We start from the raw sequence: 12,377 nt of genomic DNA on the forward strand, positions 1-12,377 counted from the left end.
GAACCGACCCCCTCTGGCCTGCCGGCCATCTCCCCCTCAAGGGGGGAGATTAATACCCCCCTTTTTCCAGGGCAGGCTCCAGCGCACTTTCTCCAGCGTCGCCTTTGCCTCGGCCGAGTCCGGGTCGGGCTCTGTCTCGCGATAATGCGCCGAGCCCTCAGGCGGGTAGGCAAGCGTGTTGTTGAGGGCGAATTTGTCGATCTGGCTGAAGTCCGGGAATGGCAGATTTTGCGCCTCGCGCCAATCGCTGACCCTTTTCTCCGCGGCGATGCGCTTTTCGTCGTCGACCGGAAGGTCGGTGGCTCTGTATTCCAGTGACGAAGGGAAGGCGAACTGCGCGCCGGCATCATCCATGATGTTGATCATGGATAATAGGATGTCCTCGCGGATGGCTTGAAATTCGGCCACGTCGGCGGTTTTGACATAAGTGAACACGTCGATGTCGAGCGAATAGGCGCCGAAGCCGGCAAAGCGCACGCGGCACGGCTCGTCGATGACGCGCGGATGGGCGATCAGCAGCTTGCGCAGCTCGGCCAGGACGTAGCGCAGCTGATCGGGCGTCGTCTCGTAGCGCAGCTGCAGCGTCGTCGCGAACCGGGTGCGGTCGCGATGCGCGTAGTTCTCGATCTGCATGCCGGCGAAATCCGAGTTCGGCACCGAGATGATCGTGCGGTCGAGCGACCTGATGCGCGTCGAGCGCATGCCGATATGCTCGATCGTGCCGGACTGGTCGCCGAACTTGCAGAAGTCGCCGACGCTGACTGGCCGATCGGCATAGAGCGTCAGGCCGGAGAGGAAGTTCTGCAGCGTCGGCTGCGCGGCCAGCGCCACCGCCAGACCGCCGATGCCGAGACCGGCAATGACGCCTTCGTAGGGGATGGCGAGCACTTCGGCCAACAGCAGGAAGGCGACGACCAGCACGGCGACGCGCGCGACACCGGTGGACAGCGAAATCAGCGTGTCGTGGTAGCCGGGCACCTGCCACAGTCCGCGATAGTGGTCGGCGACCTTGCCGATCAGACGCCAGACCACCGGCACGGCGCCGATCACGATCAGGCTCCAGGCGATTGCCTTGACCGGGGCGGCGACCACTTGCGGCAGACCGAGCGGGCGCAGCGTCAACAGCAGGAAGAAGCCAAGCACGATCGAGCGCACCGCCCATTCGACAATGCGGAAGAAGGCCGAGCTGTCCGTCCTTGGCACAAACAAGGAAATCAGCGCATTGGCGATGAAGCCGAAGACGATGCCGGCCAGTGCGGCAAGGCCGAGCATCCACCATTGCCAGTGCTCCATCGGGCCGGCGCGGGTGAGCAGGCTGGGGCCGATCTCGCGGGCGAGGCCACGGGCGATGAAGAACGGGTCGGTGCTGGCGAAGGCGGCGAATTCCGGCGCCACCGGCACGTCTTCGACGTCGGCGTAGAGCGCGCGGATGTGGGCGAGCGTCTCGGGCGTAAACTGCCAGATCTTGCCCTTCTCAGTCTCGACCGGGCCGATGACGATGTTGCCGGTGGGATGCTCGAAATAGACGAAAGGGGTGTTGCTCTTCGGATCGTCGGGGATCTCCTGCCAATAGACATAGCCGATGCGGTCGATGACCTTTTTGAGATAGCGCTCGAGCAGAAATGCCTCGTCGCCGCGCACCGCCTGACTGTAGTTGCGCAGATCGAGCGCCGCCTGTGCCGGATCGCCGGCTTCGGTGAGGCCGCTCAACAGTACCTTGAACGTATCGCGCGGCGAGGCCAGCTTGCTCGGATCGTCGACCATGTCGACAGCTTCGCCACGCGCTTCCTGGAATTCGGCGAGCTTGGCCTGGAGCTGGGCAAGTGGCGGCCCGACGATGAACCAGTCGCCATTCTTGCGGCGAAAAGTGACGTCGAAGGAGACCCTGGTGCCGTATTGCGGCAGCGTCGCCGTCACCTCGTCACCGGCAATCGTGTCATGCGGCAGGCTCCACAGACGGAACGTCGCGTTGTCGACGACGGTGAACAGAAGCTTGGTGTAATCGGGCATGTTGAGGCCGCCGCGGTCGGTCTCGGTGACGTCGACGAGACCCGCTGCCAGACCGGCAAGACCCATGCCGCCGCCGGTGGCGCGCGGCACGTTGTCGGCGCCGCTCTCGTTCATCGTTTGCAGGAACGAGCGCATGGTGCTCATCGGGCTCGACTGGTCGACACGGACGTCCTCGACGGCGCTGACGCGCACCCCTGTCCACCATTCGGCGGTGGCGGCATCGAAACGACCCATGAAGCTGCCGCCGTCGGGCGACTGGACGAAGGTGAAGGCGCCCTGGCGGTCGCCTTCGAACCAGTGGCCGACAAGCTTGTCGCCGTCGGCCTTGGCCTCGATGCGGCCGTTATAAAGCGGGTACACGCCCTTTACGTCAGCGCCGGTCTGCTCGAACTTGATCTGGGCGCCGCCGCCGCGCCACTTCGTGTCCCACACACCGGTCCAGTTGGCCGCGTCCTGGGCATGCGCCTGCGGTATGGCCGGCAGCAGGCCGGCAAGCGCGAATGCGCCGATCAGCGCGACCGTCCGGATCAGCATAAGCAACAGCCGATCCTGCCTTGCCGCAAAAAAGGGGGTCATTCTGTTGCCCTTCTTCTGCCGGCGATTCTGCTGGGCCGGCCAGAGAAGGTTATTCCGCTTGAAGATGAATATTCTGTTTCAGGCGGCGACGGCGATGCCGGTCAGTCATAGGTCAGATCCGTCGCCTTGCCGGCGAACACCCGGTAGGCAAAGAACGAATAGAAGATGATGATCGGCAGCACGACGACCGTCCCGACCAGGATGACGGCCAGGCTTTCGGGTGCCGAAGCAGCCTGCCAGATGGTCAGCCGGTCGGGCACCACGAAAGGGTAGAACGACCAGGCGAGGCCGGCAAAGCCGAGTGTGAAGATCGCGGCCAATGTCAGGAACGGGAGCAGCGCGTGGCGGTCGCCGGGCTTCGGCAGATGGAAGGTCTGGCGCCATAGCCACAGGAACAGCACTGCCGACAGGATCGGCAACGGCGACAAATAGAGCATGGCCGGCCAGACGAACCATTTGTCGAAGATGCGCGCGCTGGCAAAGGGCGTGGCCAGCGATACCGCGACCATGCCGAGCGCGGTCAGCACCAGTGCCGTGCGCAGCCACAGCACCGCCTTCCTCTGCAGGTCGCCTTCCGTCTTGTAGATGACCCACGCCGCTCCCATCGCCGCGTAGGCGGCGGCAAGGCAGAGCGCCACCAGCGCGCCGAAGGCGATGCCGCCAGCGCCGACGTCGAGGCCGAGCACATAGACGCCGAGCATATAGCCTTGCGCCAGCGATGCGATGACCGAACCGAGAAAGAAGATGCGGTTCCAGCGGTGCTTCCTGCCGGCAGGCACCTTGGCGCGGAAATCGAAGGCGACGCCGCGCAGGATCAAGCCGACCAGCAGCACGAAGACCGGAATGTAGAGCGCCGTCAGGATGGTGCCGTGCGCCAATGGGAAGGCGACCAGCAGCAGGCCGACCGCCAGCACCAGCCAGGTCTCGTTGGCGTCCCAGAACGGGCCGATGGCGGCGATCATCGTATCCTGCTCGGTATCTTCGGCTGCGGCGAACAGGATGCCGATGCCGAGATCGAAGCCGTCGAGGATGACGTAGATCAGGATGGCGAGGCCCATCAGGCCGGCGAAGATCAGAGGCAACAGGGTCGGCCAGTCGAAGCTCATGATGTTTCTCCCGGTTGCGCAACCGGCTGCGACAGCGGCCTGTTCATGACGCCCGGCAGCGGCGAGGTGTCACCATCCTTCGCCGCCTTCAATGCCAGATGCACCAGCACGCCGAGATAGGCGATCAGCAGCAGCGCGTAGAGGATGAGATAGACCGCGAGCGACAGCGCGACATGGCTGCCGGCGACCGGGCCGACAGCATCGGCGGTACGCAGCACGCCGGTGACCAACCAGGGCTGGCGGCCGATCTCGGTGGTGTACCAGCCGGCCAGCGTCGCCAGCCAGCCGGACAGCGCCATCGGCACCATGACAAGCGCCAGCGGCTTAGGCAGGCTGTGGCGGCGCTTGAGGAAGAAGGCCGCCGACCAGGAGACAGCGAGCATCAGGAGGCCGGTGCCGACCATGATGCGAAAGCCCCAGAACACCGGAAATACCGGGGGATGGTTGCCGGTATAGTCGTTCAGCCCCGGTACGATGCCGCCGGCGCTGTGCCTGAGGATAAGGCTGGCGCCATCGGGAATGGTGAGCTCGAACCTGTTCTCCTTGGCCGCTTCATCGGGAAGCGCAAACAGCACCAGCGGCACGTTGGGACCGGTGTTCCAGTTGGCCTCCATCGCAGCGATCTTCTGCGGCTGATGTTCAAGCGTGTTGAGGCCGTGCTGGTCGCCGGCAAAGATCTGGATCGGGATCAGGATCGCGGCGGTGAAGACGCCGGTGCGCAAGGCCTTCCACATCGATTCCGAGCGATCGCCGTAGAGATAGCGCAGCGCCGACAGGCCGGCGATCAGGAACGAGACGGTCAGCCCCGAAGCAAGCAGCATATGGACGAGCCGGTAGGGCATGGACGGATTGAAGACAACGGCCCACCAGTCGGTGGCGTGGGCGACACCATCGCGCATCTCGAAGCCGGCCGGCGTCTGCATCCACGAATTGAGCGCGATGATCCAGAAGGCGGACAATGTGGTGCCGCCGGCCACCAGCACCGTCGCCAGTGTATGGACGCGGTTTGAGACGCGACGGAAGCCGAACAGCATGATGCCGAGGAACGCTGCCTCGAGGAAGAAGGCGGTGAGTATCTCGTAGGCCAGCAGCGGGCCGGCAATGTTGCCGACCGTCTCCATATAGCCCGGCCAGTTGGTGCCGAACTGAAAACTCATGGTGACGCCGGAAACCACACCCATGGCGAAGGACAGCGCGAATACCTTAACCCAGGTGAAATAAGCGCGCATCCAGGCGGAATCGTTTGTCGCGTTGTAGCGGAGCTTGAAGAACAGCAGCACCCAGCCGAGCGCGATGGTGATCGCCGGGAACAGGATGTGGAACGAGATGTTCGCGCCGAACTGTATGCGCGACAGGATGAGCGGGTCCATGGCGGCTCCGGCTGCTGCTTGTTTGTACAAGGATAGGCTTGATGCGCCGGACGGTCAAAGCGGCGTCCCGCCGCGAGGCGGAACGCCGCAGTGCCGGTTAATCTGCTTTTGCGTGGAATTTTGCTGGACGACCAGGCGGGTGTTGCTTATTCCGGCGAACCTCGATGTCCAGAACTGTCAGGAGCGCCATTGACATACGGATTTGCGAACCGACATTCAGCGGATTAAATCAACAACTCTGTTTCAAGCAGCCGTTTTCAGCCATGCAGCCGATCATCTCGATTTCCGGGGTCACCAAGACCTACGCCACCGGCTTCCAGGCGCTGAAGGAGATAAATCTCGATATTGTGCGCGGCGAGATATTTGCGCTGCTCGGGCCGAACGGCGCCGGCAAGACGACGCTGATCTCGATCGTCTGCGGCATCGTCAACCGCTCGTCGGGCAGCGTCACAGTCGACGGCCATGACATCAACCGCGACTACCGCGCCGCGCGCAGTCTGATCGGGCTGGTGCCGCAGGAACTGACCATCGACGCCTTCGAGAGCGTGTGGGCGACGGTCAATTACAGCCGCGGGCTGTTCGGCAAGCCGGCGGACAAGGCGTTCGTCGAAAAAGTGCTGCGCGACCTGTCGCTCTGGGACAAGAAGGACGCCAAGGCGATCACGCTGTCCGGCGGCATGAAGCGCCGGCTGATGATCGCCAAGGCGCTGTCGCATGAGCCGCGCATCCTGTTCCTCGACGAACCGACCGCCGGCGTCGACGTCGAGCTGCGCCAGGACATGTGGGCGATGGTGCGCCGGCTGCGCGAAGACGGCGTCACCATCATCCTGACCACGCACTACATCGAAGAAGCCGAGGCGATGGCCGACCGCGTCGGCGTCATCAACCGCGGCGAGATCGTGCTGGTCGAGGACAAGGCCGAGCTGATGCGCAAGCTCGGCCGCAAGCGGCTTGTGCTGGAACTGCGCAGCCCGCTGGCCACCGTTCCCGACGCATTTTCGCGCTACGCGCTGGAACTTTCGCCGGATGGCGGGCAGCTGACCTATACCTATGACAACCAGAGCGAACGGCCGGGCGTCGCCTCGCTGATCCGCGAGCTCGAGGCGGCCGGCATCCAGTTCCGCGACATCGACACGGAAAACAGCTCGCTCGAGGAGATCTTCGTCAATCTGGTGAGGAAACAGGCATGAACCCGCGCGCGGTCATGAATCTTCATGCGGTATGGGCGATCTATCGGATGGAGATGGCGCGCGCTCTTCGCACCGTGCTGCAGAGCATCGTTTCGCCGGTCATTTCGACATCGCTCTATTTTGTCGTCTTCGGCTCGGCGATCGGCTCACGCATCACCGAGATCGACGGCATCAGCTACGGCGCCTTCATCGTGCCGGGGCTGATCATGCTGTCGCTGCTGACGCAGTCGATCTCCAATGCGTCTTTCGCCATATACTTTCCGAAATTCGTCGGCTCGATCTACGAATTGCTGTCGGCGCCGGTGTCCTATCTGGAGATCGTCATCGCCTATGTCGGGGGTGCGGCGACAAAGTCGATCGTGCTTGGCCTGATTATCCTGGCGACGGCCTCGCTGTTCGTGCCGCTGACGATCGAGCACCCGTTCTGGATGCTCGCCTTCCTGGTGCTGACGGCGGTGACCTTCAGCCTGTTCGGCTTTATCATCGGCATCTGGGCGAAGAGCTTCGAGCAGCTGCAGCTGGTGCCGCTGCTGATCATCACGCCGCTGACCTTTCTCGGCGGCAGCTTCTATTCGATCAATATGCTGCCCGGCATCTGGCGCACGGTGACGCTGTTCAACCCTGTGGTGTACCTGGTTAGCGGCTTCCGCTGGAGCTTCTACGGCAAATCCGACGTTTCGGTCGGCGTCAGCCTTGGCATGACGGTGGTCTTCCTGCTCGTCTGCATAGCAATCGTCGCCTGGATCTTCAGGACCGGCTACCGGCTGCGCAACTGATCGACTGGCCGTGCCAGGCAAAGCAGCCTTATCGGTCAACGTTTCCTTTCCGAAGGCGATATAGGCCTGCGCCCGTGCCTGGAGCCGGCGCTTGAACGCTCGATCTTGCTTTTTATGCATTGTTATATATCATGTTATCGATTTTCGCACGAGACGAAGTGACCTATGGAAGACGTCATACGATCGCTTGGTTTCCTGTGCCTGGGCAGCAGGATGAAGCGTATAGGCGAACAACTGCAAGCGGAGGCGCAGCGCCTGCTCGACCGGCTGGATGTCCCGGTTCAGGCGAGCCAGTACCCGCTGTTGGCCGCGCTCGACAGGCTGGGTCCGCTGTCTGTCGGGGAACTGGCGCAATCCCTTGGCATCGCGCAGCCAGGCGTAACGCGAAGCGTCTCGCTTCTGGCCGAATTGGGACTGCTCGAGGTCAGTCCGTCGACCGATGACCAGCGGCGCAGGATTGTCTCGCTTACTCGGGACGGCCGGCGGCTGGTCGATATCGCAAAGCGCGAGGTCTGGCCGCGCATCGAGAACGCCGTCGCGGATTTGTGCGCGGATCTTTCGGGGCCTCTTCTTGATCAGCTGGCTGCCATCGAGGACGGCCTCGCCGCGGCTCCCCTCGACCATCGAGTAAAAAAACCGAAGGATGCGGTACAATGAGGCACCTGCTTGACCGCCCTATCTGGAGCGCGCTTCAGACGCGACATCGGGCCTTCGCGGAGGGTGACAACCTCGCCATGCGATACCGGCCGTCAATCGTCCCTTTCGCCGCCACCGGGGCGGACGACGCGGATAACTTGCAGGCGCTCGGAAAGCTTGTTCCCCCAGGCGAGAGTGTCATTCTGCTTCAGTCGGACGCCATTGATCTGCCCGCGGGGCTTTCCGCGACTTCGACCGCAGCCGGGGTTCAGATGATTGCCGAGCAGCCGTTGCAAACCGTGTCTGACAAACGCGTGCAACGTCTGACGCGAGACGATGCCGCTGAGATGCTCGCCCTGGCATTGCTCACCAAGCCTGGCCCATTCACGCTCGAAGCCTTGAGCCTGGGCGATTTTTGGGGTGTGAAAATCGAGGGCAGGCTTGCGGCGATGGCCGGCGAGCGCATGAAGCAACCCGGCTATACCGAACTCAGCGGGGTATGCTCACATCCGGAATTTCGGGGCGGCGGCCTGGGCAAGCTGCTGTCCCTGTTCGTGGCAAACCGGATAGTGGCGCGCGGCGAAGTTCCCTATCTCCACGCCTATGCCAGCAACGCCACGGCCATAGGACTATACAAGTCCATTGGCTTCAGGTTGCGAAGCACAATGAATGTGGCCGTGGTTCAGCGCACCGAATAATTCGTCGGCGCATGATGGGCAGCATGGATGCGTGTATCAGGAAAGGAAGGATTTCGTATCGCCGAAATCCTTCCTTGAGACTGCAAGACCTGGCTGCGCGTCAGACCGCGATCTTGCCGCCACCTTGCCTGGTGATGGCAACGACCGCCGGGCGCACCGGGATGTCCGGCTTGAAGTCGGGCCAGCGGGTCGACAAATCCTCATAATAGGATGGACGGCCGAAAGCCTCCCAGTCCTCGCCGCCGTCGCCCGGATGCTGGACGGCAACGAAGGCGGTCTGGTCGTCCGGCGCAAACAACGGGCCGCACATTTCGGCGCCTATCGGCACACGGAAGAACAGCTTTGATGTGGCCCTTGCCGGCCCTTCCGTGTCGACCGCCCACAGACCGTCGGTGCGGCCAGTGGCCTTCGGGCCCTGGCCGTCGGTAGCAACCCAGAGGCGGCCGGCCGAATCGACCGCGCAATTGTCCGGCATGCCGAACCAGCCATTGGCCGTGGTTGCGGTCGAGAAGGTGGCGCCGACAGCGGCAACCGAGGGATCACCGCATTTCAAGAGCACCTCCCACTTGCCCTTGGTGGCAGTGAAATCGCCGCCGTCCTCGACGATCTCGATGATGTGGCCAAAGGCATTTTCGGCACGCGGGTTGGCGGCGTCGACCTGATCGGCCTTGCGCTTCGAATTGTTGGTCAGCATGACATAGACCTTGCCGTTGGCGGCATTGGGCTGGATGTCTTCCGGACGGTCCATCTTGGTGGCGCCGAGCAGGTCGGCGGCGCGGCGCGTTTCGATCAGCACGTCGGCCTGGCTGGCAAAGCCGTTCTCCGCCGTCAGCGGCCCTTGGCCGAAGACGATCGGCAACCATTCGACCGAACCGTCCTCGGCAAACTTGCCGACATGCAAGGTGCCATCGTCGAGCAAATCCTTGTTTCCAGCGCGGTCGTCCGGATTGAATTTGCCTGTGGTGACGAACTTATAGACGTAGTCGAAGCGCTCATCGTCGCCGAGATAGAAGACGACACGGCCATCCTTGGCGACGATCGACTCGGCGCCCTCATGCTTGAAGCGGCCCATCGCGGTGCGCTTCCTCGGCACCGAAGTCGGATCCTGAACGTCGACCTCGACGATCCAGCCGAAGCGGTTCGGCTCGTTTGGCTCCTTGCCGATGTCGAAACGGTCGTAATGCGCTGCCCATTCATAGGCACCTTCGGGAATGCCGAGGCGCTTGTAATTGGCGGCTTCCTTATGGCTCTGCGGCAGCTCGCCCGAGAAATAGCCGTGGATGTTCTCCTCGGCCATGACATAGGTGCCCCATGGCGTGACGCCGCCGGCGCAGTTGTTGACAGTGCCGATGACTTTGGTGCCGCTCGGGTCGGCGCTGGTCTTGACGCGGTCGTGGCCGGCGACGGGGCCGGAGAGCTCGATCTCGGTGTTGGAGGTGATGCGGCGGTTGAGCTTGCCGTCGCGAACGACCTGCCATTTGCCTGATATCTTGCGGATCTCGACAATGGTGCCGCCATGCGCGGTCATCTCGACGTCGACTTGTTCCTTGCTGAGAGGCGCCTGCTTGGCTTTGCCGTCGACGATGGTGACGAGGCCCGAAAACATCAGGTGCGGATTGGTGTATTCGTGGTTGACCACCAGCAGGCCGTGCTCGGCCGAGCCGTCGATCGGGATATAGCCGACATAGTCGTTGTTGTAGCCGAATTGTCTGGCCTGGGCCTCCGCCGACTGTTTTGTCGGATCGAATTCCGGCGAATCGGCGAACAGCGGATCGCCCCAGCGCAGCAGCACATCGGCGTCATAGCCGGGTGCGACGTGATGCTTGTCGTCGATGCCGGCCTCGAGCTCGTCGAAAGCGAAGGCGGAGCCTTCGGCGGCGCGGGCGTTGTCGGCGGTGATCAGCGCCAGCGGGCTGACGGTAGCGGCTATGGCCGAGACGGCAAGCGAGCCCTTGAGGAAGCCGCGGCGCGAGAACCGCGCGGCGATGATTTCACCCATGGTGCGGTTGTCGGTGGGATTGGCTCCTGGCCCGTCGTTTTCCTCGAGCAGGCTGGTGCGGAAATGGGCGTCAGGGGAGCGATGTTCGGTCATAGGGGCATGCCTCTGGCTGGATGGATTGCTGGAGCGTGTTGCCTGGCCAGTCCGGTATCGCCGGCAGGTCACAGTTTGATGACATGCCGGCTAATTACCACTGCGATTTTGTATCCAGCATCGGCCCCGCTTGACCGCGACCGGCGCTTCGGAAACAAGAGCTGCGGTGGGCGTAGGACCGCATCGGGAGGAACAAAAAGTGAGTTTCTGGGGACTTGGGCAGCTCTGCGTTTCGACGGTGATCTTCCTGCTGGCGGCGATGGCTGCCAAACAGTGGGGGCTGGCGCCGAGCCTCGGCAAGATCGTGCTGACGTTGGCGCTCTATTCGCTCGGCAATCTGATCATGCTGAGGCTGATCCGTGAATTCGGCATGTCGGTGTCGTTCAGCCTGTCAGCGGTGATCCAGCTGGTGTCGGTGAATGTGGTGGCGCTGGTCTTCTTCGGCGAGCGCGTCAATGCCTTGCAGGCGACCGGCATTGTGCTTGCCATCGCAGCTGTGGCGCTGATCACGCTCGGGCCCTATCTGCAAAGGCTGTAACTGCGATCGGGCCGATGAAGAAGACCGCAAGCAGACTGCGCAACTGGCTGGAGTTCCCGGTTCTGCTGGCCGGGCTGATCATTGCCGGCGGGCTGTGGGGGTTCGAGGAGCTGATGGAGATGGCGCGGGCCACCACGCCGCATGCCTTCGATACCGAAATCCTGCTCGCCTTCCGCAAGGCCGGCCAGCCCGACAATCCGATCGGACCGGCGTGGCTGGAAGGAGCGATGCGCGACATCACCAGCCTCGGCAGCGCCAGCGTGTTGGTCCTGATTACCGCGGCAATGATCGTCTATCTGCTCCTCATACGCAGGCCAGGCGCGGCGCTTCTCATGTTCGTCGCGGTAGCGGGTGGCCAGGTCCTGTCAAGCGTGCTCAAGTTCGATATAGACCGGCCGCGCCCCGATCTGGTCTCGCATCTCGCCGACGTGGCATCGCTTTCGTTTCCGAGCGGCCACGCCATGCTGTCGGCGGTGACATATTTGACGCTGGGCAGCATGGCGGCGCGGTTTTTGCCCGGGCGGACAACGAAGATCTATGTGCTCGGGCTGGCGGTGCTGACGACGGTGGTGGTCGGCATCAGCCGCATCTATCTCGGCGTCCACTGGCCGTCCGACGTATTGGCCGGCTGGTGCGCCGGCTTTGCCTGGGCGATGCTGTGCTGGCTTGCGGCCCGGTTCCTGCAGCGACGGCTCGGGCGGGCCGGCGGCACCTGACTCATGTCAGTCGATTTGCGGTCAAATCAGCCTGTTGATCAGGCCATGGCCGCAGCCTGCCAGCAGGAAAACCATCGACAGCAAGGCTGTCGAGGTCGCCAACGCTTTGAATATCTTCACCTGCTCATCCTTTTTGAGTCGTCGCCTGTGAAATCGGGATCGCAATGGATGTCCCGCCAAACGATGCCGTAGCATGCTAGCGCATCGGCTGGCAAAGAGTGCTGCATGTTTCACATATGCAAGATGATGCTTGAACCATCATAATGAAGGTATTATACGTGATACCGCAGATTCAGACGGGGGTTTTGGCCGATGATCACTGCCGCGCAGATGCGTGCCGCGAGGGCGCTGGCCGGCATCGATCAGAAGACGCTCGCCGAGCGCGCCGGGGTTTCGCTTCCAACCATTCAGCGCATGGAAGCGAGCGACGGCGTGGTCCGGGGCGTGGTCGATACGCTGATGAAGGTCATCCAGGCCCTTGAAGAGGCCGGGGTCGAGCTGATCGGCGAGAACCAGGCGAGCGAGCGTGGCGGCAGGGGCGTTCGCCTCAAGCCTGTCACGCCGCAGAACCCGCAGGGCTGATGGTACTGCCGCATCGCCGAAAATCAAATTCGATTTTCGGATAGTCCGATGCGCCGTTCAAAAGTGTTGGAGCGTATCTGTGCGCCC

11 protein-coding genes are annotated in these 12,377 nt (G+C 62.9%); 7 read left to right on the forward strand and 4 right to left on the reverse strand.

All coding sequences use genetic code 11. From position 1 onward, the window contains the following. Nucleotides 1-36: 36 nt before the first annotated feature. From NKH13_RS08620 to NKH13_RS08630, 3 genes are all read right to left on the reverse strand, one after another. Entirely contained in the window at nt 37-2,586 is a 2,550-nt protein-coding gene (locus NKH13_RS08620) for a mechanosensitive ion channel family protein (RefSeq protein WP_352912151.1), read from the reverse strand. 101 nt (nt 2,587-2,687) lie between these two features. Then, a complete protein-coding gene (locus tag NKH13_RS08625; RefSeq protein WP_352716098.1) occupies nt 2,688-3,692 on the reverse strand; it encodes a cytochrome d ubiquinol oxidase subunit II in 1,005 nt (334 codons plus the stop codon). After that, the gene (locus tag NKH13_RS08630) at nt 3,689-5,062 is read right to left on the reverse strand and encodes a cytochrome ubiquinol oxidase subunit I (RefSeq protein ID WP_352912153.1); all 1,374 of its coding nucleotides are present in this window, start codon (nt 5,060-5,062) and stop codon (nt 3,689-3,691) included. The genes NKH13_RS08625 and NKH13_RS08630 overlap by 4 nt, the downstream gene beginning before the upstream one ends. Before the next feature lie 263 nt (nt 5,063-5,325). On the opposite strand from NKH13_RS08630, the gene NKH13_RS08635 reads away from it, so the two are divergent. The 4 genes from NKH13_RS08635 to NKH13_RS08650 all read left to right on the forward strand — a co-directional run bounded on the left by NKH13_RS08635 (nt 5,326) and on the right by NKH13_RS08650 (nt 8,362). Continuing rightward, a complete protein-coding gene (locus NKH13_RS08635; RefSeq protein ID WP_352716093.1) occupies nt 5,326-6,252 on the forward strand; it encodes an ABC transporter ATP-binding protein in 927 nt (308 codons plus the stop codon). A 14-nt stretch (nt 6,253-6,266) separates the two neighbouring features. Further along, a complete protein-coding gene (locus NKH13_RS08640; protein WP_352912216.1) occupies nt 6,267-7,028 on the forward strand; it encodes an ABC transporter permease in 762 nt (253 codons plus the stop codon). A gap of 165 nt (nt 7,029-7,193) precedes the next feature. After that, a complete protein-coding gene (locus NKH13_RS08645) occupies nt 7,194-7,685 on the forward strand; it encodes a MarR family winged helix-turn-helix transcriptional regulator (protein WP_352912154.1) in 492 nt (163 codons plus the stop codon). After that, on the forward strand, nt 7,682-8,362 hold the full coding sequence (locus NKH13_RS08650) for a GNAT family N-acetyltransferase (protein WP_352912156.1): 681 nt from the start codon (nt 7,682-7,684) through the stop codon (nt 8,360-8,362). The genes NKH13_RS08645 and NKH13_RS08650 overlap by 4 nt, the downstream gene beginning before the upstream one ends. A gap of 100 nt (nt 8,363-8,462) precedes the next feature. Here NKH13_RS08650 and NKH13_RS08655 read toward each other — a convergent pair whose 3' ends face one another. After that, nucleotides 8,463-10,454 carry a PhoX family protein gene (locus tag NKH13_RS08655; RefSeq protein ID WP_352912158.1) on the reverse strand — a complete coding sequence of 664 codons (1,992 nt, stop codon included), beginning with the start codon at nt 10,452-10,454 and terminating at the stop codon, nt 8,463-8,465. A 199-nt stretch (nt 10,455-10,653) separates the two neighbouring features. On the opposite strand from NKH13_RS08655, the gene NKH13_RS08660 reads away from it, so the two are divergent. From NKH13_RS08660 to NKH13_RS08670, 3 genes are all read left to right on the forward strand, one after another. Beyond that, a complete protein-coding gene (locus NKH13_RS08660; RefSeq protein ID WP_023679017.1) occupies nt 10,654-10,992 on the forward strand; it encodes a hypothetical protein in 339 nt (112 codons plus the stop codon). A 14-nt stretch (nt 10,993-11,006) separates the two neighbouring features. Beyond that, nucleotides 11,007-11,708 (forward strand): phosphatase PAP2 family protein, encoded by a 702-nt coding sequence (locus NKH13_RS08665; protein ID WP_352716085.1) that lies wholly within the window; start codon nt 11,007-11,009, stop codon nt 11,706-11,708. A gap of 312 nt (nt 11,709-12,020) precedes the next feature. Beyond that, nucleotides 12,021-12,290 (forward strand): helix-turn-helix domain-containing protein, encoded by a 270-nt coding sequence (locus tag NKH13_RS08670; RefSeq protein WP_292656925.1) that lies wholly within the window; start codon nt 12,021-12,023, stop codon nt 12,288-12,290. Nucleotides 12,291-12,377 lie beyond the last annotated feature (87 nt).

This window comes from Mesorhizobium sp. M1348 (assembly GCF_040317925.1).
Lineage (GTDB): Bacteria > Pseudomonadota > Alphaproteobacteria > Rhizobiales > Rhizobiaceae > Mesorhizobium.

Excerpts from the sequence above, each read along its gene's own strand:
- NKH13_RS08620 (WP_352912151.1), bottom strand. The coding sequence starts at position 2,586 with ATGACCCCCTTTTTTGCGGCAAGGCAGGATCGGCTGTTGCTTATGCTG.
- NKH13_RS08625 (WP_352716098.1), bottom strand. The coding sequence starts at position 3,692 with ATGAGCTTCGACTGGCCGACCCTGTTGCCTCTGATCTTCGCCGGCCTG.
- NKH13_RS08630 (WP_352912153.1), bottom strand. The coding sequence starts at position 5,062 with ATGGACCCGCTCATCCTGTCGCGCATACAGTTCGGCGCGAACATCTCG.
- NKH13_RS08635 (WP_352716093.1), top strand. The coding sequence starts at position 5,326 with ATGCAGCCGATCATCTCGATTTCCGGGGTCACCAAGACCTACGCCACC.
- NKH13_RS08640 (WP_352912216.1), top strand. The coding sequence starts at position 6,267 with ATGAATCTTCATGCGGTATGGGCGATCTATCGGATGGAGATGGCGCGC.
- NKH13_RS08645 (WP_352912154.1), top strand. The coding sequence starts at position 7,194 with ATGGAAGACGTCATACGATCGCTTGGTTTCCTGTGCCTGGGCAGCAGG.
- NKH13_RS08650 (WP_352912156.1), top strand. The coding sequence starts at position 7,682 with ATGAGGCACCTGCTTGACCGCCCTATCTGGAGCGCGCTTCAGACGCGA.
- NKH13_RS08655 (WP_352912158.1), bottom strand. The coding sequence starts at position 10,454 with ATGACCGAACATCGCTCCCCTGACGCCCATTTCCGCACCAGCCTGCTC.
- NKH13_RS08665 (WP_352716085.1), top strand. The coding sequence starts at position 11,007 with ATGAAGAAGACCGCAAGCAGACTGCGCAACTGGCTGGAGTTCCCGGTT.
- NKH13_RS08670 (WP_292656925.1), top strand. The coding sequence starts at position 12,021 with ATGATCACTGCCGCGCAGATGCGTGCCGCGAGGGCGCTGGCCGGCATC.